The organism is Myxococcus sp. AB056 (assembly GCF_006547365.1).
GTDB lineage: Bacteria > Myxococcota > Myxococcia > Myxococcales > Myxococcaceae > Myxococcus > Myxococcus virescens.
This window is the reverse complement of the sequence record NZ_VHLB01000075.1, coordinates 16,945-41,809: the sequence shown is the minus strand read 5'-3', so window position 1 is coordinate 41,809 and position 24,865 is coordinate 16,945. Positions and strand designations below refer to the sequence as shown.

Genomic DNA, 24,865 nt, shown 5'->3' with positions numbered 1-24,865 from the left:
ACCCGGAAGCCCGCCCGCGAGCGCACCGCGGCGATATCCACGGGACCGGAGAAGACGACCTCCACCTCCACGCGGCCCTTCACCGTGTCGAGCTGACGCGGCACCATCCGGACGAACTGGAAGGGCGGCGTGGTGAACGTGTGCGACCAGTCCCCTACCGCGGCCGGCTTCACCACGCCCGAATCCAGCCCGACCGACGCCAGCGAGACGGCGTACTTCGTGTCGAAGGCGAAGCCCGCCCCCGACGGCTTGAAGGTCAGCGTGGACGGGGAGGACCAGGAGAGGCTGCCCGGCACCTCCGGAGTGATGGTCACGACGGTGTCCTTCAACACCGAGCCATCGTTGGGGCGCACCTCCCGCGGGAACTCGATGACGATGTCCTGCGGCAGCACGTCGCTGGTGGAGACCGCGCGGACGACGGGCGTCAGCAGCTCCGGCGCGGGGGGCGTCGGCGCCTGCGCCACGGCCGTCCCCGAGTCCGCCGGCTGCGCGGCGACGGGCGCCTGGGGCTGCGACGCGGGCGGCTCGGTGGACTCCTGTTCCTTCTTGCAGCCTGCGAGCGTGGCGCTCACCAACATGGCCGCGAGGAGCCAGCGCGAGCGTTTCGCCCACGATGGCCGCTGCGTGACGACGGACTGCGAACCCATGATTCCTCCAGAAGATGACGCGTGTTCTTCACAAGGCGTGCCGGACGAGGACACGCCGAGGAAGAGAGGGCTGTGGTCAGGCACCCGCGGCCCTGACGCGTCCCCCGCGCGTCAGCGGACCCGCAGGGTGTCCAGTGAGCCACACCGTCCGTGGCTCCTGGGCGCCTGCGAAGGCTTTCGAGGCCCCCAGGCTAGCGGAGTCCGCGACGCGGCGGGACCTCCATCCGCGGTCCTCAGGCTGCGAGAAACCGCTAAGGTGCCCCGCGCATGGTGCTGCCTGTCCGATTTGTCCTCATGCGCCCCCGCAACGCGGAAAACCTGGGCGCCGCCGCCCGGGCCTTGAAGAACTGCGGCCTCTCCGACTGGGTCTGGGTCCGCCCGGAGGTGGAGGATTTGGAGCCGGCGCGAAGGCTCGCCGTCCACGCCGGGGACGTGCTGGACGCGGCACGGCGCGCGGACACGCTGGAAGAGGCCGTGGCGGACTGTGTCTGGGTGGTGGGGACCAGCTCGCGCAAGGTCGAAGGCAAGCGCCGACTTCCCCCGCGCGCGGTGGGTGAGGAGCTGGTGGCCCGGGCGCCCCAAGGGCCCGTGGCGCTCGTCTTCGGTGACGAGCGCAGTGGACTCACCAACGCGGAGGTGGAGCGCGTGCACGACTTGTCCGCCGTGCCGACCGCGCCCGAACAGCCCTCCATCAACCTGGCGCAGGCCGTGCTGCTGTACGCCTACGAGGTCCGCGTGGCGATGCTGGAGGCCGCCGCCACGCCGCCCGGCCCGCTGCCCGCGGCGGCCACGGACGCGGAGCTCACGCAGGTGGAGTCCACGCTGGAATCCGTCCTCACGACGGGAGGCTTCCTCGTGGACGCCCAGCCGGGCCGCACGGCGGTGCGGGACTTGTTCGCACCGCTGCGGCGCTCACGGTTGACGCGGAAGGAAGCCCGCTTGTGGCTGGCCGCGCTGCACAGCCTCCGCAAGCGTCAGCCCGCGCCCTAGACGGAGCGCGGCTTCTGGGGCAGCCCCGTCCCCTTCCCCACGCCAATCCCCCCGGAGCCGGACGTCGGCGGCCCCTTGCGCCCCGCCATGCGCACCGCGCCCCAGGCGAGGACAGCGGCGGCCACGACCAGCAGCAGGACCCACAGCCATGTGGATTGGGCGGGCGCGGGCTCCCCGCCGATGGGCGCCCGCGCCCGTGACTGGGCGAGCGCGAGAACGGGGACCAGGAGCGTCAGGTATGGAATCCGGGTGCGCATGTCCGGAAGGTGTCCACCGGCGCACGTTCCTGCCCGCAATCCCGAAGGGCCACGTCGGCCGCGTGGCCACAGACCGGCCGGGCGGGCGGCCCCCGTTCAGGCGGCTTCATCGCGACAGCGCCTCCAGGGCCCGTTCAACTCCCGCCCCCGCCCGAGGCCCGCCCGGGTACAGTGCCGCGCCCATGTCTCGCAAGCCCGACAAGCCGAAGCCGCCGCCGCAACACAAACGCTGGGAGGGCAAGGAGAAGCCGGACTGGCTGTCGCGCGCGCTGGCCCGCGCGGGCGTCTTTCCCCAGAAGGAAGCGGAGGACGCCATCCGCGCTGGCCGCGTCAGCATCAACGGCCGCGTGGCGAAGATGGCGCTGACGCCCGTGCCGCCGGGCGCCACCGTGAAGGTGGACGGACTCGTCGTGTCCCTGGAAGCCCCGCCCACGCGGGTGCTGGCCTTCCACAAGCCCGCGGGCCTGCTGTCCTCCACGGAGCGGCAGCACCGCACCGGCACCGTCTTCGAGGCGCTGCTGCCCCAGCTCCCGCCGGAGCTGGCTGGATACACGTGGCACGCCGTGGGCCGCCTGGACGTGGACTCCACGGGCCTGCTGCTCTTCACCAACGACGACAAGCTGGTGGCCCACGCCACGTCCCCGGACGCGCACCTGCCCAAGCGGTACGTGGCCACCGTCTTCAGCACCGCGAGCGACGAGCGGGTGGAGCCCCTGCGCCGGGGCATGACGTTGGATGATGGCCCCGCCCGCCCCGCGAAGGTGAACGTGCGGGACGAGCACACGGTGGAGGTGACGCTCACGGAAGGCCGGCACCACCAGGTGAAGCGGATGCTCGGCGCGGTGGGTCTGCCCGTGCGCGCGCTGCACCGCGAGGCCGTTGGCAGCGTGGACCTGGAAGGCATCCCCGAAGGCACCTTCCGGCTGCTGACGGACGATGAGGTCCGCGAGGGACTTCGCTACGAGGGGCGCGCGCCCTCGGCTCCCTAGGGCCTTCGTTCCCTCCCCACGAAGCATGGCTGGGTGCCGCTCGACAGGCGGGCCCACGCCCCCGCGTGAGAGGAGCGCCATGGATAACCCCTGGTGGCGCTCCTCGACGCGAGGCTGAAGGCGACTCAGCCGCCCAAGTTCTGGAAGTAGAGGGCTTCCGCCTTGACGATGTTCGTCGAGAGCGCGGTGATGAGCGCCACCAGATTGCCGCCCAGATAGGACAGGCCCATGCCGGCGATGATGGTGACCGCGGCCTCGGGCTGGACCGCCACAATCGCCGTGCTGACGCCGGTGATGACGCCGCCCAGGTTGGAGCAGACGTCGCTGCACCAGGTCGAGTTGCGCGGAGAGCCGAGGATGTCGCTGCTGATGGCGGTGACGCCGATGCCAGCGTCGAAGCATGCCTTGATCGTGCCACGCACCGCGGCGGAGCTGATGGGAAGCGCCGTGGAGCCCAGACGCAGGAGGCTCGCGATCCACACGAGGACCCGCATCTGGTACGCAGTGCCCTCCATCGCGGGGCTTTGGATGGGGAAGGTGAATGCGGCGGCAATCCCCCCCATGGTCAGGCTGGAGACCAGCAGGCACTTGCCAAGCGCTCCTTTCAGCCGTGCCGCATCCATGCTGACTCGCACGAAGCCCATCAGCGATGCGAGCCAGCCAGCAATCGAAGCGACTCCCGCGCCAATCACCGAATAGCGCCGGGCCGCGATGCTGGCCTCCTTCTTGCTCGCGCCCTCTGCCGTGTCCACCCGCGTCATGCTCGTCCAGAGGTCCAGCGGGTCCCCAGAGAATGGCGCCTGGCCGTCGTTGGCGAGCTTGTAGAGGTAGGTATAGGGAACCGCCACCAGCAGCGACATGAGGTTCACCGCCGACAGCTCCTCCGGCGGGGCTTCGCCCTTCCCGAGCGCGCTGGTCAGCCACGTGTAGAAGCCGGAGAGGAACGGGATGTTGACCGGCTCGGTCAACAGACTCACCACCCACGGCACGAGGTCCAGCAGGTAGTCGACGCAGCCCAGCAGCAGTATCTCCAGCGTGTCGATGATGGTCTTCGCCAGCCCCTGGAGGAAGGTGACGATGTGCTCGACGGTCTTCCCCTCCCCGGTGAACACGGCCTTCAGGTTCTCCCAGTCCTCTTCAATGGCCTTCACGAGGACGAAGGAGGTGGGAATCAGCACGTCGTCGATGAACTTCTGCACCGGCGCGGGCAGGTCTCCCACGGGACCGCCGCCCAGGAGCATGCCGCTGTACTGCGTCTGGTAGCTGGACCAGCTCGCGATGGGCGTGTCGAAGTTGATGCCGGGGTGACTCTGCTGCGTGGCCGCGGCCATTTCACTGGGGACCATGGACGCGACGCTCGCTGGCACCTTCATGCTCGCGAAGTTCTCGCGGGCGAAGCCCAGTTGCTCGGCGATGATGCGCGCCATCTTCTTCTTGAGCCGGGCCGAGTCCTCCTGCACCTCCTTGGACAGCGCCTCCAGGGCGCCGGTGAGCGTCTTCGCGATGACGAGGTGCGTGGCCCAGATGTCATCCCAGCCAAACAGTTCGCCGAGCCAGCCAATCAGCTTCTCCATGCCAACCTTCAGCGCCTTGAACAGCGCCGTCAGGAAGGCGAAGAGCTGCTCGAAGCTCTGGATGACGAACTTGATGACGCGGCCTGCGACGTTGAGGGTGATCTTGATCACCGTCTCCGCGACCTCGAACAACATGTGGCCAATCTGGTCCACCACATTGCCGATGAACTGCACCACGTCGCCCACGGCGTCGACGATCCACTCGCCCACGTCCTCGACCAGCTTGAACTGGGACGCCTCGGCGCCCGAGTGGTATCGGAGGAGCCCCTGCGGACCGAAGGACAGCGCGAACGCCTGGGGCGGCCGAGCCATGTGCGCCCCGCTCTTGGCCTGAGGCGTGGGCCCCACGACGCTGATGACCTCGGTGGGGTAGGACTGCTCTGGCTGGAAGGCCATCATCTGGGCGATGGCACTGGCGATCTGGTCGGCCGTCACGCCTTCTGGCAGCGTGGGCGGCAGCACGGGGATGTCCGCGCCGGTCCGCACGGCGGCCAGCTTCTTGTAGACGTTGCTCGCGGGGTTGATCCGCAGCGTGTCCGTAAAGGCGCTGCTGGTCAGCGTGAAGGTGGAGACCGCCAGGTCCTGGATCTGCTGGATGATGTCCAGCTCACCGGTGACGTTGGTCGAGACCTCCACGCTCGCGCCGGCGTCCACGGTGTATTTCAGGCCGTTGATCAACAGGCTCTGGAAGCTGGCGCTGGTCAGGGTCAACGGGAGGCGCGCCGCCGGGGGTTGGCCGTTGACGCGGAAACTGAGCCTGGTGCTGTAGCTGTTGACCTCCTGCACCTTGTCGCTGCTGTACAGGGGGATGGTCTCCTCCTGCCAGAGCGTGGTGGCCGGGTCCTGCCAGAGATAGTGAATGGCCTTCTGACGCTCCCAGTCGGTGGTCAGGAACACCAATTCGTTGGCGCGGGTCGCGGGATTGATGAGCGGCGCGATACGCGAGATGCCGGTCTTCAGCACCAGCGGCGTCGTCCAGTGCAGGGCCCCCTGATGCTCGAACTGGCTGAGCAGGTAGAGGTTGCTGCCGGAGAGCGCCCAGGCGGAGAGCGCGTTGGACTTGCTGAAGCTCTGCCGGACCACGAGCCCACCAGCGGCCATGCCCGGCAGCTGTTCGCCCGTGGCGACAGTCTGTGCGGCCGTCCAGCCCGGCGCGTTCGATTCGAGCTGGGCGCTGGCGTTCCAGAACACGATTCCCGCCGCGCCGCCGGCATAGAGATAGCTGGTGCCGCCGCTGCCCGCGGTGGTCTGTAGACTGTTCTGGCCCGCGGGCACGGGCAGCGCCCGCACGTAGTCCCGCCCGAACTCGTTGAGCAGCGTCTTGAAGACGAGGTGCGTGCTGCCGTCCTGGCCGGCGTACAGCATGTACAGGCCCTGCCCCAGGTCGGAGACCGCTCCGGGCGCGGAGTCCAGCACCGTCCGGGCGTCGGTGGGCGAGGGAAAGGAGGTCCAGTTCCAGGTGATGGCGCCGGTCGTGGTGTTGACCGTGGCCTGCATCAAGTAGGTGAGCACGTCCGTCGCGCCAGGGGCGACCAGGCCCACGGCGATCATCGGGATGCCAAAGCCCTTGCCATCGTCCAGCGGACTGATGCTGGCGCGGCTCACCCTCGAGCCAGACAGCGGGTTGCCGGTGGGGGTCCACAGCGCAGCCAGCTGCGACAGGTCGGTCACCTCCAGGTTGTTGGACAGCGGTCCGGCCACATAGGTATTCACCGCGCCGGAGGCAGCATCCTGGCAAGCCAGGAACAGGCAGAGGTTGCCGTTGCTCAATTGCCCGCTGGCGAAATAGACCGGCTTGCCCAGCGCGGACACCCCTGGCAGCAAGTCAATCTGACTCCAGCCCGTGGGGTCATTGCGCGTGTTGACGATGGCATAGAAATCCCCGCTGTCGGCTCCAAAGGAGAAAACGATGGGGTAGCCGTTGGAGTCGCAGGCGGCGGTGACCTGGCCGCCGGGGGCAATCGGCAGCGCTGGCAGGTAATTCTTCATCAACGAGCCGCTGGCGCTGACAGTCAGCGACGGGTTCTTCGGCAGCGTGCTGGGGATGACGACGCTGGTGGTGGACGAGCGAGGTGTCGTGGTCATGTGAAGGTTCCTCCGTCAAACGCCGTACGTGACGTCCATTTGCAGTGCCAATGCATCGTTGAAGCGCGGTGCGTTCAGGAGAAACACGGCCCCCGTGGGTGAGATGAAGTTGCCGGTGGCGCCGCCCGTCAGCCCCTTGTTCAACTGGGAGTTGAGCTTGTTGAAGGTGTTGTTGATCTGCGCATGCACCACATCCACCGTGTACCGCGCCGGGTTCAGCTCTTGAATCAACTTGGACGTGGGAAACAACTGGTCGATGATGGCCCACGCGGTCTGGACCACGAAGGAGCTCAGACCCGCCTCCCAGTTATTCGATTCGAGCGGGCCGTTCACCGGCTTGCTGAAAGTGGCCTGAGAGTGATTCACCACCAGGTCATAGCCATTTCCGCCCACCGCCAGCGTCAGCGCCTGCGAGAACGAGGTCTGGCAGGTCACGCTCCAAACAAGGGGGATTTCGATGCTGAGTACCTCTAGCGTGGCCGCGAGCTTCTGGGTGATGGACAGCGAGCCCGAGACGTTGACCGTGTTGCCGCTGACCGCGATGGTGTAGTTCGGGCTCTCCTTCTGCGTCACCTTCATATAGGTGCCCGTCTTCACCCGGTTGTCCGGTGGCGGCGTGCTGCGGACCAGCCACTCATAGGAGGTCTGATAGGTGAAGGTCATCCCGTTCTGCTTCCACGAGGCAGGAGGGGCATGTACCGAGGTGAGCGCCTGCACCAGGGGGTTGAAGATCTCCGGCCTGAAGAACACGTCCTCGGAAAACAGCAGCTCGCCCGAATAGTCATTGGAGGTGACGAAGTTCGTGCCCACGCTGGGCGCCGGCTGGATGGGATTGGCGTTGCCGCCGCCCATCACCTGGTAGTTCAGGACGGACAGTCCGCTGTCGGCGGTGTTGCGGAGGCTGGAGAAGCCGACCGAGGTAGGCACCAGGAGGGGGGTGCTGTCGGGGTCCGTCTGCGCCGGGTTGGAGGAGGTCACCGTGACGCCGATGATGTACGGCGTGGATGAGGGGTTGCCGTCGTAGGTCGCCCCCACGCCGAAGGCGTATTGCAGCGCGACACTCACCTCGGTGAGGAAACCCGGGTCCCCTACCAGTTGCGCCAGGGTGGTGGTGGAGACGGAGAACGTGTTGCTGGCGGTGTCGATCGACGCCCCCGTCACCGCGGTGCTGGTAGGCGGCGCGGTCGTGCTCCACTGCGTGAAGTCGGTGGTGTCGAAGTTCAGGAACAACTGCTTCAAGGAGAAATACGCGCTGTTGAAGCCGCTGCCGTTGATGGTGTCCAACACCTGCGGCGGCATGATTCCTTTGTCGACCAGTTCGGCGATGCCTTGCGGCGTGGTGGGGATGGAATCCAGGTTCACCGTGAAGCGCAGCGGCAGGCCAGACAGGTCCACCAGGGTGGGGTAGAGGCCTCCCGACATGTAGAACAACCCCGGCACCAGGTAGTTCGAATAGGTCGTGGTGGTGCCCACCGTGACCGACGGCCGCTTCAGCCAGTAATAGACTGTCTGATTCGGCAGCGTCTGGGCCTCGCCGTTGCTCCCGAATGCGATGTCCTCATGATTCACCAGCAGCCCGTACTGCGAGTTATCGGGGCCTGGCTGAGGGGAAGCGAACGCGGCGTCCACCTGGGCCTGGGTGAAACCGAGTTGCTCCATGACCGTCTGCGTGAGCGGCTGGCTTTGCAGGGCGAACTGAAACAGGCACTGCTGGGGGTTGTCACCAGAGGCCAGGATGACCATCGGCTGCGCCACGCTGGGCGCCGCGATGTAGCCTCTCAGGTAGGAGGTCAAGGTCATCGCGCCGCCGCCAAAGGCACCGCCAGCGGTGGCCAGCCCGTTCGTCTTCAGCAGGGAGCGGATGTACCCCTGTTGCATCAACCTGGAGAACTGCGAGTTGATTTCATTCTGGGTGACCTGCAGGACCATGTCGTAACCAAAGAGCGCGTCTCCCATCGTTCCTTCCAAGAATGAGGCGGCAGTCAGGAGACTGCCGCCTGGCAAAGCCCGCATCGTCGCGCCCACGTCCGACGTGGCGTCTCAGTCGCCATGATTCAAAACGTGACTCCGAGCCGTGAGAGCGACGACGACCGGGGCCAGGTCCGCCGAAGCGGCCTGGCGAATCACGGAGGGGCCTAGCAACATCAGGGCCAGGGACGTGCCGCAGCACATCCCGCAGGAATCCCGTGCGGACACACGCGTGACATGTTTCAGGCTGCGTCCTTCAGGAACGTGGGCTGCGTCGCGCCGGACGCAACACGGCACGGAACGGCGGCGCGGCATCCGCCCCGGCGGCACGGGGGATTGCCTTCAAACGACCGGCGGGGTCGCGTACCTTCGCGCCCATGGCGGACTTCGACCTGGTGGTGATTGGCTCCGGCCCGGCGGGTGAGTGGGGCGCGGTACAAGCGGCGCTGGCGGGCAAACGCGTGGCGGTGGTGGAGCGGGAGCCCGTGCTGGGGGGGACCGCGGCGAACACAGGCACCCTTCCCTCCAAGACGCTGCGCGAGACGGCGCTGCACCTGTCCGGCTTCCGGGCGCGTGGGCTGTACAGCGTGGAGACGACGCTGCAGCACGAGGCCACGGTGTCCGACTTCCTCTTCCGCGAACGGCGGGTGAAGGACATCGAGCGCGAGCGCATTGCCCGCAACCTCCAGCGCCACAAGGTGGAAATCATCCAGGGCACCGGCGCGCTCGTGGACGCGAACACCGTCGTCGTGCGGCGCCAGGACTTACCGGAGCGGCGCCTCACCGGCGCCACCATCCTGGTGGCCACCGGCTCGTCGCCGTACCGGCCGCCGCTGTACCCCTTCGAGGACCCGCGCATCCACGACTCGGACGAGGTGCTGGAGCTCGAAAGGCTGCCGCGCTCGCTGGTGGTGGTGGGCGCCGGCGTCATCGGCTGTGAGTACGCCTGCATGTTCGCCGCCATGGGCATCCCGGTGACGCTGGTGGAGACGCGCGAGGAGCTGCTGCCCTTCCTGGACGACGAGTTCTCCGCGCTGCTGGGCCAGCGCATGGAGGCGCTCGGCATCCAACTGCGCTTCGGGCAGGTGGTGGAGCAGGTGGACGCGCCACAGGACGAGGACACCCCCATCCGGATGCGGCTCTCCTCCGGCGCCGTGCTGGAGACGGACCAGGTCCTGGTCGCCTCCGGCCGCACCGCCAACACGGCGGGCCTGGGGCTGGAGGCCCTGGGCGTGAAAGTGGGCCCGCGCGGCCAGGTGGAGGTGGGCCCCACCTACCAGACGGCCCTGCCCCACATCTATGCCGTGGGGGACGTCATCGGCTTCCCGGCGCTGGCCTCCACGTCCATGGACCAGGCGCGCATCGCCGTGGAGCACGCGTTCGACCTGGGCGGCGTGCGCACCATGGCCCCGGTGCTGCCCTACGGCATCTACACCATCCCCGAAGTGTCGATGGCCGGCGAGACGGAGGAGGCCCTGCGCAAGCTGAACGTGCCCTACGTGGCCGGCCGCGCCGCCTTCGCCACCAACCCGCGCGGACAGATTCTGGGAGACACGCACGGCCTGCTGAAGCTGCTCTTCCACCGGGAGAGCCTCAAGCTGCTGGGCGTGCACGTCATGGGGCCCCAGGCCTCCGAGCTGGTGCACGTGGGCCTCACCGCCCTGCTCACCGGCTCCACTGCCCGGCTCTTCGTGGAGACGTGCTTCAACTACCCGACGCTGTCGGAGGCCTACAAGGCGGCCACCTTCGACGCGTTGGACCAGCTCAGCGGCTGCCCCTGAGGCTGCCCACCGTGAGGCCCGTGGCGAAAGGGGCCGCTTCGTGCAGCTCGTCCGCCGAGCCCCGCGCCAGCCGGGGTGCCTCGGCGGGCGCTTCCCGGGCCGGCGTGGGCGCCGCGGCGCCGCGGCCCGCCGCCCCTCCGAGCAGCTCCTGGATGCGCTGCCAGCGCGCCTTCTCCTCCACCATCAGCCGGGTGAGCTCCGCGCGCGCGGACGCATCCTCCAGGTCAGAGGCGGCCGCCGCCACGCGGTCCAGGAACGGCATCAGGTAACCGAAGTCCCTGTCGAAGGCGCTGGGGTTCGAGTTCTTCGCCATTGACGGCCACGCTAACCCACTTCACGGAAGGTGGGGGACTTCAGCCGTGGTACACCCGCGAGGCGACAATCCGGCCGTCGCGCACCTCAAAGACCTCCGCCACCGGCATGGGGGCCTCCCCCGGCGCATGGCGCAGGTACTCCATGAACACCCGCTCCTCGTCCGCGGTGAGGGCGACCAGCTCATACCGCAGCCCCGGCAGCCGGGCGTTGGCTGCCTTCCACCATGCGGACAGGGCCTGCCGCCCCACCAGCCGCCCGCCTGTCTCCGGGTGCAGCACCCGGATTTTGGGGGACGTATGGGTGGCGTCCTCGGCATAAAGCGCCACCAGCGCGTCCACGTCATAGGCGTTGAAAGCGTCCAGCCAGGCTCGGGCGAGGGAGAAGTTTTTTGTCGCGCTCATCGTTAAGAAACCCCAACTGAAAACGGCATTGAGTGGGTGGAGGTAGGCCCAGGTGGGTCAATTTCCATGCGGATTTGGCTGGAAACTACGTCCTGTGGGAAGTAGAGGCCCCGCCTGCTCTGTTCCGTCAGGCACTTTCAAGAGAAGAAGGACCGGATCGTGGCCGCCAACGCACCCATCGAGAAGATTCGAAATATCGGTATCTCCGCTCACATCGACTCGGGCAAGACGACGCTCTCTGAGCGCATCCTGTTCTACACGGGTCGGATTCACGAGATCCACGAGGTCCGCGGCAAGGACGGCGTGGGCGCGATCATGGACAACATGGACCTGGAGCGTGAGAAGGGCATCACGATCCAGTCCGCCGCCACGTTCGCGATGTGGGGCGAGTACAACATCAACCTCATCGACACCCCGGGACACGTCGACTTCACCATCGAGGTGGAGCGCTCGCTCCGCGTGCTCGACGGCGCCATCCTGGTCCTCTGCTCGGTCGCTGGCGTGCAGTCTCAGTCCATCACCGTGGACCGCCAGATGAAGCGCTACCGCGTCCCGCGCATCGCGTTCGTCAACAAGATGGACCGCTCCGGCGCGAACTATGACCGCGTGGCCGCCCAGCTGAAGGAGAAGCTGAACCACCACCCGGTGCAGATGCAGATGCCCATCGGCGCCGAGGACCGCCTCAAGGGTCTCATCAACCTCATCGAAATGAAGGCGTACTACTTCGATGGTGAGAGCGGCGAGAACATCCGGGAAGAGGAAATCCCGGCGGAGCTGCTCGAGGAGGCCAAGACGCGCCGCCAGCAGATGATTGAAGGCGTGGCCGAGGTCGACGACCAGCTCGGCGAGCTGTTCCTCGCCGACCAGCCCATCTCCAACGAGGCGCTGATCGCCGCCGTCCGCCGGGCCACCATCGGCCTGAAGATGACGCCGGTCATGTGCGGCTCCGCGTACAAGAACAAGGGCGTGCAGCTGCTCCTGAACGCCGTCTGCGCGTTCCTGCCCAACCCCAAAGAGGCGACGAACGAGGCGCTGGACCAGAAGAACAACGAGGCGAAGGTCATCCTCGACTCTGACCCGGAGAAGCCCTTCGTTGGCCTCGCGTTCAAGCTCGAGGACGGCCGCTACGGGCAGCTGACGTACATGCGCGTCTACCAGGGCCGGGTGACGAAGGGCGACTTCATCATCAACCAGTCGAACCAGAAGAAGGTCAAGGTTCCGCGCATCGTCCGCATGCACTCCAGCCAGATGAACGACATCAACGAGGCCACCGCGGGTGACATCGTTGCGCTGTTCGGCATCGAGTGCGCGTCCGGCGACACGTTCACCGATGGCGCGGTGAACTACACGATGACGTCCATGCACGTCCCGGACGCCGTGATTTCGCTCGCCGTGGCCCCCAAGGACCGCTCCGCGCTGGCCAACTTCTCCAAGGCGCTCAACCGCTTCACCAAGGAGGACCCCACCTTCCGCGTGCACCGCGACGAGGAGTCCGGGCAGACCATCATCCGCGGCATGGGTGAGCTCCACCTGGAGATCTACATCGAGCGCATGAAGCGCGAGTACAACTGCGAGGTCCAGGCCGGCAAGCCGCAGGTGGCGTACCGGGAGACCATCAGCCAGAAGGGCGAGTTCGCGTACACGCACAAGAAGCAGACGGGTGGCTCCGGCCAGTTCGCCCGCGTGTGCGGTTACATCGAGCCGCTGCCCTCGGACGCGGTGCAGCAGTACGAGTTCGTGGACGACATCGTGGGCGGCTCCATCCCCCGCGAGTTCATCCCGGCCTGCGACAAGGGCTTCATCGAGGCCGTGAAGAAGGGCAGCCTCATCGGCTTCCCCGTGGTGGGTGTGCGCGTGGTCATCAACGACGGCGCCTTCCACGCGGTGGACTCGTCCGAAATGGCGTTCAAGACGGCCGCCATCATGGGCTTCCGTGAGGGATATGCCGCCGCCAAGCCCATCATCCTCGAGCCGATGATGAAGGTGGAGGTCCAGGCCCCCGAGGACTTCCAGGGCTCCGTCGTGGGTCAGCTGAACCAGCGCCGTGGCACCATCCTCTCCACCGAGACGGCCGAGGGCTACGTCACGGCGGTGGCCGAGGTGCCGCTGAACACCATGTTCGGCTACTCCACGGACCTGCGCTCCGCCACCCAGGGCAAGGGCGAGTACACGATGGAGTTCTCCCGCTACACGCCGGTGCCCCGCAACGAGTCCGAGGCCCTGATGGCGGCGTACAAGGAGAAGCTGGCCGCCGAGCAGGCCGCGCGCAAGTAGTCCGCGCATCCGCCGCACTCTGGCGGTAAGGAAGGCGTCCCTCTTCAACGAGGGGCGCCTTTCGCCTTTTCAGGAGTCCGATACCGTGACGCTGCTCCGCGCCGCCAACGTCCAGCTCAGCTTCGGAAGCCGCACCGTCTTCCAGGACCTCACCTTCACCATCGAGGAGGGGGAACGGGTGGGCCTGGTGGGCGTCAACGGCTCCGGCAAGTCGTCGCTGATGAAGATATTGGCCGGGGCCGCCCGCGCCGACACGGGCGAGCTCCAGCTGCGCCGCGGCGCCCGCGTCACCTACCTGCCCCAGGAGCCGGAGTTCCCCGAAGGCGCCACGGTGGCCTCCGAGCTGTCCGTGTCCCAGGGGCCGCTGAAGGAGGCGCTGGCCGCCCACGCGGAGCTGGCGAAGCGGATGGAGTCCGCCCCGGCGGAAGAGCAGGAGAAGCTGATGACGCAGTTCTCCGCGCTCAGCGACCGCATCGAGCAGATGGGCGGCTGGGACACCGAACACCACGCGAAGACGCTGCTGGACAGGCTGGGCGTGAAGGACTGGGACCGCCCCGTGGCGCAGCTGTCCGGCGGCCTGCGCAAGCGCGTGGCCATCGCCCGGGCCCTGCTGACGCGGCCGGACCTGCTGTTGTTGGACGAGCCCACCAACCACCTGGACGCGGACACGGTGGACTGGCTGGAGGAGGAGCTGGACAAGCTGCCCGGGGCGCTGCTGCTCGTCACGCACGACCGGTACTTCCTGGACGGGCTGGTGGACCGCATCGTCGAAATCCAGCCCGGCGCGGGCGTCACGTCCTACCCCGGCAACTACCAGGCCTACGTGGAGCAGAAGCTGGTGGCGCAGGAGAACGCCGCGCTGGCGCAGCACAAGCGCGAGCGCTGGATTGCCCAGGAAGTGGCCTGGCTGCGCAAGGGCCCGGAGGCCCGCCGCACCAAGAGCAAGGCCCGCATCGAGCGCGCGCAGAAGCTGATGGCGGAGAAGGGCTTCGAGCGCCCCAAGGTGGCGGAGCTGCGCGTGGCGGCGGCGCCCCGGCTGGGCCACACCGTCATCGAGGCCGAGGGCGTGAACAAGGCCTTCGGCGACCGCAAGGTGCTGGACGGTGTGAACTTCCGCCTCCAGCGCGGCGAGCGCGTGGGCCTGGTGGGCCCCAACGGCGTGGGCAAGACGACCTTCCTGCGCGTGCTGTTGGGCGAGGTGGAGCCCGACGGCGGCAAGCTCGTCATCGGGAAGAACACGAAGGTGGCGTACTACGACCAGAGCCGGGCGCAGCTCGACCTGGAGGCCACCGTGTACGAAGCGGCCTCGCAGGGCGAGGACTGGGTGGAGCTGGGCGACCAGAAGATTGCCCTGCGCGACTACCTGGACGACCTGCTCTTCCCCGTGCCCATGCAGCGCATGAAGGTGAAGGCGCTGTCGGGCGGTGAGCGCAACCGGCTGCTGCTGGCGCGCCTGTTCCTGGAGGGCGCCAACGTGCTGGTGCTGGACGAGCCCACCAACGACCTGGACATCGTCACCCTCAACATCCTGGAGCGGCTGCTCCTGGACTTCGGGGGCAGCACCCTGCTCGTCACGCACGACCGGTACTTCCTGGACAAGGTGGCCACCAGCATCCTCACCTTCGAAGGCGAAGGCCGCGTCACCCGCTACGAGGGCAACTACGCCATGTACCGGCGGCTGAAGGAGCAGGCGGACGCGAAGGCCGCGGCCCCCGCCCCCCCGAAGCCGGGCCCCAAGCAGGAGGAGCCCGCGCCCGCGCCCGCCAAGGCCGCGCGCAAGCCCGGGAAGCTCTCCTACAAGGACCAGCGCGAGCTGGACGGCATGGAAGCCACCATCGAGGCCGCCGAGTCGCGCAAGGCCGGCCTGGAGGCCCAGCTCGCCGACCCCACCGTGTACAGCAACGGCCCCAAGGTGGCGGAGGTGCAGAAAGAGCTGGACGCCGCCGTCGCCGAGGTGGACCGGCTGTACACGCGCTGGCAGGAGCTGCAGGACCTGGCCGCCGCCAGCGCGTAGGCGCCGCGCGCGTCTGTCCATTCCCAGCCATGTCTGGGAATGAGACTTCACGGAAACACGGGAAGAATCCGGACGGCTTGCCCGTCAAGCCGGCAAGTTGTTTGGAACCCCAATACTTGCTGGCCGCAAGGGTAGGAGTGCCGCCCTTGCACGGGACTGGCGTGTCGTGCGACTCGTTCGGGACTTCGGGCCGTCGCATTCACGTCGTGTTTCATTGGAGGCGCGTCTTGCCGTCCCGGCCTGCGCTTGCGCTTGTCTCTGTGTTGTCTTCATTGGCCCTGTTCGTTGGCCCCGCTGAAGCGCGGGCCCAGGGCCGGTCGCTCCCCTCCTTCAACCTCCAGCGCCTGGAATTGGACCCGGCGGCGCTGGGCTCGCTGATGGTGGGCACGGGCCGCACGCTGCCCCAGGGCGCGCTGCGGATGTCGGTCCAGGGGCACTACGAGCAGCTCCCCTTCACCTTCCAACGTCGCTGGGAGCCGGGCAGCGGCCGTGGCCTGGTGGAGGACCGCTTCACCATGGACCTGACGGCCGCCTACGGCGTGCTGCCGTGGCTCCAGGTCGCCGCGGAGGTGCCCTTCATCGTCAGCCAGGGGGGCACGCGCTTCCGGGACTTCAACGCCCCGGAAGGCTCGGGAATGGGGACGCCGTGGCTGGGCCTGCGCGCGGCGCTGAAGCGTCAGGACTTTGGCTTCCAGCTGGCGGCGGACCTGTCGGCCGCGCTCCCGGTGGGCAGCACGGCGCTGCTGGCCCGGGACGACTACGCGGTGCACCCCCGCCTGCAGGTCGGCTTCCTGGCGGAGACGTGGCAGGTGGGCGGCGAGGCCGGCGTGCTGGTGCGCAAGAAGCACGAGCTCGCCAGCGTGTCCGGCTTCTCCCAGGACGTCATCGGCAGCGAGCTGCGGCTGGGCGCCACGGTGACGTCGCGGGCCGGGGAGAGCACGCGCGGCGAGGTGAGCGTGGTGGCGGGGCTGCCGCTGCAAGGGGGCCGTCCGGGCGGCGAGTTGCTGGTGGCCATCCGCAAGCACGCGCTGTCCTGGCTGGACCTCTACGTCCTGGGCGGGCCGGGCGTGGGCGCCGGCATGGACACGCCCACCTTCCGCTTCGTGGCGGGCGCCTCGTTCTCCACCTTCCGGGTGGACTGAGGCGCCCCGCCCCGCGGCGGCCTACTTGGGCATCACGCCGAAGGCCTTCGCCATCGCGATGCCGATGCCCAGCAGGCTCTCCCCGGCGATGAAGCCGGAGGACACCGGCAGCACCATGTCCTCCGCCAGCTTCGGCTTCGTGCGGCGCAGCAGCGCGGCGATGGCCGAGCCCAGGAAGAAGGCGATGGAGCTGGAGCCCGGAATCACGATGGCCAGCCCGAAGCCCGCGGGGGACGGCACGTAGGCCTTGGCCTTCGCCGGGGCCCAGCGCTCCAGCAGCACCAGGAAGATGCCCAGCGCCGCGCCGCACAGCGCGCCCATGCGCGCCGAGCCCGGCAGCGCGGCCACGCCCGTGGCGAGCAGCTTCGACACACCGGCCCACACCATGGAGGCGGGCGCGGGGAACTCCTCCGTGCCCAGCATGCTGGCGTCTGGCACCAGAATCTTGAACACGGGCACCACCACGGCCGCGCCGGCCACCACGCCGAAGAGCTGCGCGACGAACTGCTGGCGCGGATTGGCGCCCAGCAGCCACCCGGACTTGAGGTCCGTCAGCAGGTCCGCGGAATGGAGCCCCACGCCGCCCGTCGCGTTGGCGCTCATGACGTTGGCGGGGATGTTGCCCGGCGCCAGGCCGCCGAAGATGAGCTGCGTGACGGGGCCCAGCGCCTTGGTGGGCGTGGTGTCCGTCTCACCCGTCACCCGGCTGGCGATGACGCCCATGACGACGGCCAGCGGCATGGCCAGCACGCCCGCCCACCACGGAATCTGGAACAGGTAGGCCATGAGGAACACGGCCACCGGGCCGAGAATCGCGAAGCCCAGGGGGAACCACGCGGGCGGGCACTCGATGCCGGCCAGCGGGTCGGCCTCCTCCTCCTTCGCGTTCTTCCCCTTGAACAAGCCGGACAGCGACTTGAAGGAGCGCGCCACGCTGCGCCACTGGAAGGCGAAGGAGAGCAGGCCCGAGGACACCAGCACCGCCGAGCCCGTCCACACCATCCAACTGTTGATGGAGCGGTAGGTCACCTCGCCGATGGCGCCCTGGCTCACCATGGCCGGCGCGAGGAAGCCGTAGGTGAGCACGGCGCCCAGCAACATGGACCAGCCCGTGCGGAAGCTCACCAGCGCGCCCGCGCCCACCAGCAGCAGGCTGAACTCGAAGGACAGCGACCACGCCGACGCCTTCTTGCCCAGCATCGTGAAGGGCAGGCTCACCTTCTCCGGGATGTTGGTCAGCCACGTGAAGCGCGCGTCCCGCAGCGCCACCACGAGCGCGCCGATGCCGCCCGCGATGCCCAGGAGCCGCGACTTGCGGCGGGCCACCTCGCCATGGCCGTGCAGCGCGCGGATGGTCTCCGCGGTGGCCGTGCCCGTGGGGAACGGCAGCGCCTCCACGTTGATGAGCTGACGCTTGATGGGGATGGCCGCGAAGACGCCCAGCGCGGAGATGACGGCGAACCACACCATCAGCCAGCCCGAGGACGGCAGCGTGCCCGTCAGCATCAGCAGCGCGGGCACCGCGGCCATGTTGCCACCGCCCGTCATGTAGCCGGCGGCCGACGCCACCGAGCCCATGGCGTTGTTCTCCAGGTCGGTGAACTCCGCCTTCAGCACCCGAATCGAGCGCAGCGTGCCGAACACCGCGAAGGCCAGGATGCAGGCGGTGATGGTGACGCCCAGGCTCCAGCCCGTCTTGAGGATGACGTACAGGTTGGACAGGCACATCACCGCGCCAATCACCATGCCGGCGATGACGGCGCGCACCGTGAGCTGACGCACCCCACCCTGGTAGACGTGCTCCAGCCAGTAACGTTCCGGATCCTGGGCCGCGGAGGCGCCCGCGTCACCCGGCGAGTCGGACGGTTGGATGCGGAGGCCGCTGGGACTGGGCGTCTGAGAGGGGGACTGGCTCATGGGGGCGGCGAAGATAGTTCACCCCCACGCCCCCCGGCGAGCACCGCTTTTGACGGGGCGGGCCAACCCGGGAGGCTGGCCGCGCCGCGTCAGGAGGCTGCGTCAGCCGTGGTCATGCCCGCCCGGCCCGTGGACGTGGCCGTGGGAGAGCTCTTCCTGCGTGGCGGCACGCACGCCCTTCACGGTGACGTCGAAGTGCAGCGTCTTGCCGGCCAGCGGGTGGTTGAGGTCCACCACGACGCCGTCATCGCGCACTTCCTGGATGCGCAGCGGGATGTCGCCCTGGTCCGTCTGCGCCATCAGCGACTGGCCGGCCTGCGGCGAGAAGCCGGGCGGAAGCATGCTGCGAGGCACGGTGCGCACGCCCGCCGGGTCGTGCTCGCCGTAGCCCTGGCCGGGCGCCACCACCACCTGCTTGCTCTCGCCGAAGCTCATGCCCTCCAGGGCCCCTTCGAGCCCCGGGACGATCTGCCGGTGCCCGTGCAGGTAGGAGAGCGGCTGGTCGGGCGCGCTCTGGTCGATGACCTGGCCGTCTCCCAGGTGCAGCCGGTATTCGAGCGAGACGACGGAATCCTTGGCGACCCTCATGCGGGGCTCCTTGCCGATGACTGCGGTGGGACTGCGTTTGCTGTGGGGAAGGTGCGGCGGGAAATGCCCGGCGTCAGGAAGCAGAGGGGTCCACGGCTCCCTCTTCGGCCGGGCTGTCGGCCGTCTCTCCGCGCGCCACGTAGACGGCGGCGGCCAGGTCGCCGGTGACGTTGAGCGTGGTGCGGCACATGTCCAGGAAGCGGTCCACGCCCAGGATGAGCCCCAGGCCCTCCACCGGAATCTTGAACATGCCCAGAATCATCGCGATGACGGGAATGGAGCCCGCCGGCACGCCCGCGGTGCCGATGCCCGCCAGGATGCAGATGAACATGATGAGCGCCTGGTCGGACAGGCTGAGCGGCACGCCGTAGACCTGGGCGAGGAAGAGCACCGTGACGCCTTCGAAGAGCGCGGTGCCGTTCTGGTTCATGGCCGAGCCGGCGGTGAGCACGAAGCGCGACACGCTGCGCGGCAGCTTGAGGTTCTCCTCCGCCACCTTGAGCGCGGTGGGCAGCGTGGCGCTGGACGACGACGTGGAGAAGGCGGTGACGATGGCCAGCCGGCTGCTGCGGAAGAACTCGATGGGGCTGCGCCCGCCCAGGAAGCGCACCGACAGCGAGTAGACGACGAACATGTGCAGGCCCAGCGCCAGCAACACCGTGCCCATGTAGGAGGCGAGCTGCACGAAGATGCCGAAGCCCAGCCGCGCCGTCATGGCGAACAGCAGCGCGGCCACACCGAAAGGCGCCAGGCTCAGCACACCGTCGATGAGCTTCATCATCACGTCATAGAGGCCCTGGATGGACTCGCGCAGGCGCTGGACGGGCTCGCTCGGCGTGAGCGCCACGCCCATGCCGAAGATGAGCGAGAAGACGATGAGGCCGATGAAATCCCCATCCGCCGCGGCCTTGAGGGGGTTGGTGGGCACCATGGAGACGAGCACCGCGCCGAACGAGGACGCTCCCGGCGCGGCGGCCGCCTGGATGGTCATCCCGCCCTGGGCCAACGCCCGGGCCTCGTCACTGAGGCCCGCGCCGGGCTCCAGCGTGTTGACCAGCACCAGCCCGATGAGGACGGAGATGGAGGACAGGACGACGGTGTAGCCCAGCGTGCGAGCCCCCAGCCGCCCCACCTGCTTGAGGTCCAGCTCCGCCACGGCCACGACGATGGCGGAGAACAGCAGCGGCACCACGAGCATCAGCAGCAGGCGGATGAAGATCTGCCCCACCGGTGAGGCCACGTTGTCCACGACGAAGGCCAGCCAGGGAGCCCCGCCCGCGACGAGGTTGGCGACAAGGCCCGCCACCGCGCCGGAGGCAATGCCGACGAGCATCTTCTGGTGCGCTTTCATCGAATCTCCGAGCCCTCCTCGCCGGAGGAGAATGGTCCGCGCCACCGGGCGGTAGGCGAAGATGGCATGCTGTCCTCCTCGTGGAAACCCTCGTTCGACTCACAGAGAACGCCGTGCCCCCCCTGCTCTTCCGCCGCCTGCTGCGACGCTTGGGCGCCGTGGGCACGGAGCGCCTGCGTCAGACCTACCAGACGACCTTCTGGTACGACTTCGGCCCCGCGGCCAACGTGGTGGAGGACATCATCCTCACGCTGCGCCCGCACATCGCCGGCAGACGCCGCGTGGCCGGCGTGGAGTGGTGGCTGTCGCGCATGTACCCGACGGACGTGCGCGTGGACTTCCACCAGGACCGCGATGAGAAGCTGGCGCTGCGCACCGGCGAATTGGTGCACCCGCGCATCTCCTCCGTGCTGTTCCTCAACCGGGTGCGCGGCGGCGCGCTGGTGGTGACGCCCGAGCTGCCAGACCCGGCCAATCCGTCCCTGGCTCCCACGCGGCTGGACACCGCCGACCTGGTGACGCCCCGGCCCAACCGGCTGGTGGTGTTCGACGGCACGCTCACCCACGGCGTGCTGGACGCGGACAACCAGATTCCCGACGGGAAGCTGCCCGGAAGGTCCCGGCAGCGCCGCACGCTGGTGATGAACTGGTGGGGCCACCGTCCCACCGACATCCCCGCGTGGGCGGACACGCGCCTCTACCGGGCGCTGGCGCGCTGAGCTTCCTCGCGAGCCGTCTCACGCAGGCGGTGGGTGACGCGCTCGGCCCACTCCGGCTCGATTTCCAGGCACGCGGGCCGCCGGCCCAGCCGCAGCGCCGCCGACGGCATGGAGCCACTGCCCGCGAAGGGGTCCAGCACCGTGTCCCCTGGGCGGCTGTACGTGCGCACCAGCGGCTCCAGGACGGAGAAGGGCTTGTGGTGCGGGTGGCCGCCCCAACGCTTCGCTTCGCCTTCATCGTCATAGCCGCCGACCACGGCCCAGACCGTGGGCAAATCTCCTGGCGCCAGCGGCGGCGCGGGCGTGCGGGCAATCACGAGCGCGACTTCGTAGACGCGCAGCGTCTGCTCGTTGGCGTTCTTGTCGGTGGTGCGCTTGCCCCAGACGTACTCGCCGCGCAGGTGCGGGTACCCCAGCCCGCGCGCGGCGGTGAGGATGGGCTCCTTGCCCAGCAGGTTCGTCCAGATGATGAGCGGCGCGTCCGGCGTCAGGTGCGCGGTGGCGCGCGACAGCCAGGCCTCGGAGAAGGCGCGGTAGTCGCGCACGGTCTCGAAGCGAACGATGGGGTTCTGGTCGATCTTCTTGTGCGCGCGCGTGTCTCGCAGGTCCCCGCCCTTGCGCCGCCGGGTGAGCAGGCAATACGGCGGGTCCGTGTGGAGCAACGCGGCGCGGGTGTCACCCAACGCCGCGCGGTAGCCCGCCGGCTCGCGGGAATCGGCGTTGATGCAGCGAAGGGACTCGGGCGGGGGAATGGAGGTCATCGGCCTGAGCGGCACCCTACACGGCGGGGCGCGAGGCTCAAGTGGCGCGCTCACCGCGCCTGGAAACCCTCCAACTTCAAGGTCCGCTTGCGGCCCTCGTCCCACAGCTCGAGCGTGTACCGGCCGGCGTCCGCGGCCTCCGGCTCCTCCAGGACGATGATGATGGGCGAGCCGCCCGCGGCGTCCAAGGGCCCTTCCTGCCAGGGAGGGAGCGTCCGCATCCGGTTGCCCTGGGCGTCGGTGAGCGCCGCGCCGGCCGCGATCCATCCCCTCCCCGCCTCCGAGGGAAACAATGAAAGCCGCAGCGCGGCCCACCCGGGGGACAGGCGGACGAGGCTCGCGCGGCGGACGACGAAGTCACCCGTCACCTTCCGGGGCGCCCAGCGCCTGAACATGACGGTGCTCTCGTCGCGGATGTCCGCCACCAGGGACTCGCGCGTGTACTGCCCTCCCGTGCGGGAGCGTTGGAGCTGCTGCACCTGGCGCTCCAGCCGGAGCATCCCCGCACGGAGTTCCTCCACCTCCTGCCGGTAGGACGCGGCGGACCGGGCATGGCGGTAGATCTCCACCTGGCGCTCCGGCCGCGTGGCATCCACGACGAGGTCCAACACGGCCCGATCCGGCACGGCGCCATCATGGAACCGGACCTCAAGCCGCAGCCGCTCCCCCTCCCGGAACGTGGGCGAGGGCACCAGCACGAGGTGGTCCTCCGTCACGCCGAAGCGCTGGAACCGCTCACGGCCTTCGAGCGCCAGTTGCTCCGGACGGATACGCGCATCGAAGAACAAGGTCGTGGACAGACCGGGGCTGATGCGGACCTCCGGCGGCGTGGCCAGACCTCCCGCCTGCACGTCGATTCGCCGCACCACGGCGGCACCCGCGGGCACTTCCACCGCCGCGGACTCCGCCAGGGTGGCCCACAACAAGCCCCACGCGAGCACGATGAAAGTGGGCGAACCAGTCAAGGCCGAGCAACCTCCAGCAAGGACGCCTCCACACCATGACAGGTGGAGGGCTACCTGCGGTGCCCCATTTCTCCAAGAACCTGGGAGATCGCCAGGTTGACGCCCGGAAACATCATCGGTCTGCCGGGAGTGCTGGAAGGGTCATACTCCATCCCCACGGCTTCCCGGGCGGCGCTGTCCACGATGTTGGCGCAGATGGGGATGCGCCGGCCGTCCGGGTACTCCACCTCCGTGAACCACCCGTAGATGGCCGTCTTCCCGTGGTACACCGTCCCATAGAAGCGGCTCCCCTTTGGGAGGCGGCCGCTCCAAGCGCTCCGGACCTCGTCGATGGCATAGAGGGTGATGGGCTCCCCGTCTGGCGGCACGGGCACCGGACGCACGGAAACCTGGGGCGTCATGGAGAGCGTCAAGTCGTTGCCAATCATCTTGGGCGGGTGGAAGCCCAGCTTCGCCATGGAGTCCAACACCTCCGTCGGGCACTGGATGCGAGGCGGCATGTCCCGCACCTGGGGCCCGCTGGCGCACGCGGCCGAGAGGCAGGCCACGGCGGCGGCCTTGCCCAGCGCGCTTCCTGGCGACGGGCGCTTCTTCAACGGTGACGCGTGGGCTGCTTCCCCCTCCGCGTCGGAGGAAGCCACCTGCGCGGACACTTCGTCCTGCGCGTCCGTGTCGTGGACCGCGCCCGCGTCCGGAGAGGACGGCACCGCCTCTAGGAGGGGCATCTCGGAGGGATTCGAAGAACGACTCGTCACTGCGTGACTTCCTTTCTCAATGGGAACAGGCGGGGCAGGAACCGGGGCTCCCGCGATGGGCATCGCGAGGCGGCTCACCCCGAACACCACCAACCCCACGCCCAGCAAGGCGGCCACTCCCCACCCCATGACGGCTCGGCGCCTCGAACGCGGTGCTGGCGGCGCGGGCGTCTCCGCCACGGGCGCCGCCGGTGCGGGCACTGCGGGCGCCTCGACCTCGGGCACTCCGGGTGGCTCGGAGGAAGTGACGGGCGCATTCGCATCCGCCGCGGGCGCATCCCGGAGCTCCGGATTGAGGGGCAGCACCGCGGCGACCTCGGACGACTCCCGAGAACGGACGGGCCGCGAGGACGTGGAGGCGTCGGGCACCATGCGCACCCGCGGCGCCTCCGCGTCGGCGCCCTCGGGCGGACGGTCCAACGACACCTTCCAGGCGGGCTGCCGCTTCTCCTTGGCCACGTCCCAGAGGGCCTGAAGCAGGGCCTCCGTGTTGGCGTAGCGGTCCTCGGGGCGCTTCGCGAGCAGCCGCAGGGCGATGTCGCCCAGGGCGCGCGGCACCTTCGGGTTGACGACGTGGGGCGCGCGCGGCGTCACCGTTTCGATGGCCGGCAACAGGCGGTCATACGGAAGCTTCGGGTCGAACGCGTAGCCATCCGTGAGCGCCTCGTACAGCAACGCGCCCAGCGCGTAGAGGTCCCCGGGAACGCCCGCGTCGAAGTTGGCCCCCTGCTGCCAGGTGCCCTCACGCAGGAAGGCGACGCATTCGGGCGGCAGCAGGTGAGGCGCGGCGGGCGCCACGCCCACCGTCAGCGTCGTGGCCCCGGGCAGCCGCACCGTGCCCAGGTCGATGAGGATGGGGCGCTCGTCCTCGCGGCGGATGAGGACGTTGTCGCCCTTCATGTCCCGGTGGTGCACACCCCGGCGGTGCAGGTCCGCCACCACGCGCACCAGCTCCGTGAAGACGGTCAGCAGGTGCGCCGCCGTGGGCTTCACCCGCCAGCGCCACTCATGGAACGTCTCGCCATCGATGTAGTCGGTGACGAAGTACAGGTAGCCGTCGGGAGGCTCGGGCCAGCGGTCCACGGCGTGCAGTGCCGGGAGGTTCGGATGGGGAGCGCAGGCCAGCAGCGCCGCGACCTCGTGCGCCAGCCGACCGTTGATGTCCTCTTCCTCCGCCGCGTGGAGTCCCGCCGGGCGAAGCGCCATCTTCAGCGAGTAGTGGCGGCCCGCCCGCTCCACCTGGAAGACCCGGCCGAAGCCCCCCGAGCCCAGCGATGCCACCACGCGCCAGGGACCGACCTCGCTGCCCGGGACGAGTTGATCCGGATGGAAGGGAGGCGACCTCACGGCCACGGCCACTGCCCTCCTCCCG

At 68.9% G+C, this 24,865-nt stretch carries 18 protein-coding genes and 1 pseudogene; 7 read left to right on the top strand and 12 right to left on the bottom strand.

Annotated features, from left to right (window positions below; all coding sequences use genetic code 11):
- A pseudogene (locus FMP39_RS27295) lies at window positions 1-647 on the bottom strand (hypothetical protein); the annotation flags it as partial.
- Window positions 648-914: 267 nt separating this feature from the next.
- Between FMP39_RS27295 and FMP39_RS27290 the strand changes: the two are divergent.
- Entirely contained in the window at window positions 915-1,637 is a 723-nt protein-coding gene (locus tag FMP39_RS27290; RefSeq protein WP_141593079.1) for an RNA methyltransferase, read from the top strand.
- Here the strand turns inward: FMP39_RS27290 and FMP39_RS27285 are convergent.
- Entirely contained in the window at window positions 1,634-1,894 is a 261-nt protein-coding gene (locus tag FMP39_RS27285) for a hypothetical protein (protein ID WP_141593078.1), read from the bottom strand. The two genes, FMP39_RS27290 and FMP39_RS27285, sit on opposite strands and share 4 nt — an antisense overlap.
- A 182-nt stretch (window positions 1,895-2,076) precedes the next feature.
- On the opposite strand from FMP39_RS27285, the gene FMP39_RS27280 reads away from it, so the two are divergent.
- The gene (locus FMP39_RS27280; protein ID WP_141593077.1) at window positions 2,077-2,883 is read left to right on the top strand and encodes a pseudouridine synthase; all 807 of its coding nucleotides are present in this window, start codon (window positions 2,077-2,079) and stop codon (window positions 2,881-2,883) included.
- Window positions 2,884-3,008: 125 nt separating this feature from the next.
- Here the strand turns inward: FMP39_RS27280 and FMP39_RS27275 are convergent, their stop codons facing one another.
- Window positions 3,009-6,542 carry a hypothetical protein gene (locus tag FMP39_RS27275; protein ID WP_141593076.1) on the bottom strand — a complete coding sequence of 1,178 codons (3,534 nt, stop codon included), beginning with the start codon at window positions 6,540-6,542 and terminating at the stop codon, window positions 3,009-3,011.
- Between the two features lie 15 nt (window positions 6,543-6,557).
- Entirely contained in the window at window positions 6,558-8,498 is a 1,941-nt protein-coding gene (locus FMP39_RS27270; RefSeq protein ID WP_141593075.1) for a hypothetical protein, read from the bottom strand.
- A 389-nt stretch (window positions 8,499-8,887) separates the two neighbouring features.
- Between FMP39_RS27270 and sthA the strand changes: the two genes are divergently transcribed.
- Window positions 8,888-10,291 carry a Si-specific NAD(P)(+) transhydrogenase gene (gene sthA, locus FMP39_RS27265; protein ID WP_141593074.1) on the top strand — a complete coding sequence of 468 codons (1,404 nt, stop codon included), beginning with the start codon at window positions 8,888-8,890 and terminating at the stop codon, window positions 10,289-10,291.
- Here sthA and encD read toward each other — a convergent pair.
- Window positions 10,275-10,604 (bottom strand): encapsulin nanocompartment cargo protein EncD, encoded by a 330-nt coding sequence (gene encD / locus FMP39_RS27260; protein ID WP_141593073.1) that lies wholly within the window; start codon window positions 10,602-10,604, stop codon window positions 10,275-10,277. The genes sthA and encD overlap by 17 nt on opposite strands.
- A gap of 40 nt (window positions 10,605-10,644) precedes the next feature.
- Window positions 10,645-11,007, bottom strand: a complete 363-nt coding sequence (locus tag FMP39_RS27255; RefSeq protein ID WP_141593072.1) for a nuclear transport factor 2 family protein — start codon at window positions 11,005-11,007, stop codon at window positions 10,645-10,647.
- Window positions 11,008-11,166: 159 nt separating this feature from the next.
- Between FMP39_RS27255 and fusA the strand changes: the two genes are divergently transcribed.
- The 3 genes from fusA to FMP39_RS38595 all read left to right on the top strand — a co-directional run bounded on the left by fusA (window position 11,167) and on the right by FMP39_RS38595 (window position 16,437).
- On the top strand, window positions 11,167-13,281 hold the full coding sequence (gene fusA / locus FMP39_RS27250) for an elongation factor G (protein WP_141593071.1): 2,115 nt from the start codon (window positions 11,167-11,169) through the stop codon (window positions 13,279-13,281).
- An 85-nt stretch (window positions 13,282-13,366) separates the two neighbouring features.
- The gene (locus FMP39_RS27245) at window positions 13,367-15,295 is read left to right on the top strand and encodes an ABC-F family ATP-binding cassette domain-containing protein (RefSeq protein WP_141593070.1); all 1,929 of its coding nucleotides are present in this window, start codon (window positions 13,367-13,369) and stop codon (window positions 15,293-15,295) included.
- Between the two features lie 272 nt (window positions 15,296-15,567).
- Window positions 15,568-16,437 carry a flagellar motor protein MotB gene (locus tag FMP39_RS38595; RefSeq protein ID WP_305036081.1) on the top strand — a complete coding sequence of 290 codons (870 nt, stop codon included), beginning with the start codon at window positions 15,568-15,570 and terminating at the stop codon, window positions 16,435-16,437.
- Window positions 16,438-16,458: 21 nt separating this feature from the next.
- On the opposite strand, the gene FMP39_RS27235 is transcribed toward FMP39_RS38595, so the two are convergent.
- The 3 genes from FMP39_RS27235 to FMP39_RS27225 form a co-directional block, all read right to left on the bottom strand.
- A complete protein-coding gene (locus FMP39_RS27235) occupies window positions 16,459-18,354 on the bottom strand; it encodes an OPT family oligopeptide transporter (RefSeq protein ID WP_141593069.1) in 1,896 nt (631 codons plus the stop codon).
- A 102-nt stretch (window positions 18,355-18,456) separates the two neighbouring features.
- Complete coding sequence (locus tag FMP39_RS27230; protein ID WP_141593068.1) at window positions 18,457-18,942, bottom strand: peptidylprolyl isomerase; 486 nt, start codon at window positions 18,940-18,942, stop codon at window positions 18,457-18,459.
- A 73-nt stretch (window positions 18,943-19,015) separates the two neighbouring features.
- The gene (locus tag FMP39_RS27225; protein WP_141593067.1) at window positions 19,016-20,293 is read right to left on the bottom strand and encodes a dicarboxylate/amino acid:cation symporter; all 1,278 of its coding nucleotides are present in this window, start codon (window positions 20,291-20,293) and stop codon (window positions 19,016-19,018) included.
- 80 nt (window positions 20,294-20,373) lie between these two features.
- Between FMP39_RS27225 and FMP39_RS27220 the strand changes: the two genes are divergently transcribed.
- Window positions 20,374-21,012: a 2OG-Fe(II) oxygenase gene (locus FMP39_RS27220; RefSeq protein WP_141593066.1), complete on the top strand. Its 639-nt coding sequence runs from the start codon at window positions 20,374-20,376 to the stop codon at window positions 21,010-21,012.
- Here the strand turns inward: FMP39_RS27220 and FMP39_RS27215 are convergent.
- Genes FMP39_RS27215 through FMP39_RS27205 form a run of 3 tightly spaced genes read right to left on the bottom strand, consistent with a single transcriptional unit; the run spans window position 20,991 to window position 24,846 of the window.
- Window positions 20,991-21,773, bottom strand: coding sequence for a DNA methyltransferase (locus FMP39_RS27215; protein WP_090489541.1), 783 nt, complete (start codon window positions 21,771-21,773; stop codon window positions 20,991-20,993). The two genes, FMP39_RS27220 and FMP39_RS27215, sit on opposite strands and share 22 nt — an antisense overlap.
- 50 nt (window positions 21,774-21,823) lie before the next feature.
- The gene (locus tag FMP39_RS27210) at window positions 21,824-22,738 is read right to left on the bottom strand and encodes a DUF2381 family protein (protein WP_141593065.1); all 915 of its coding nucleotides are present in this window, start codon (window positions 22,736-22,738) and stop codon (window positions 21,824-21,826) included.
- A 50-nt stretch (window positions 22,739-22,788) separates the two neighbouring features.
- Window positions 22,789-24,846: a serine/threonine-protein kinase gene (locus tag FMP39_RS27205; protein WP_228558375.1), complete on the bottom strand. Its 2,058-nt coding sequence runs from the start codon at window positions 24,844-24,846 to the stop codon at window positions 22,789-22,791.
- Window positions 24,847-24,865 lie beyond the last annotated feature (19 nt).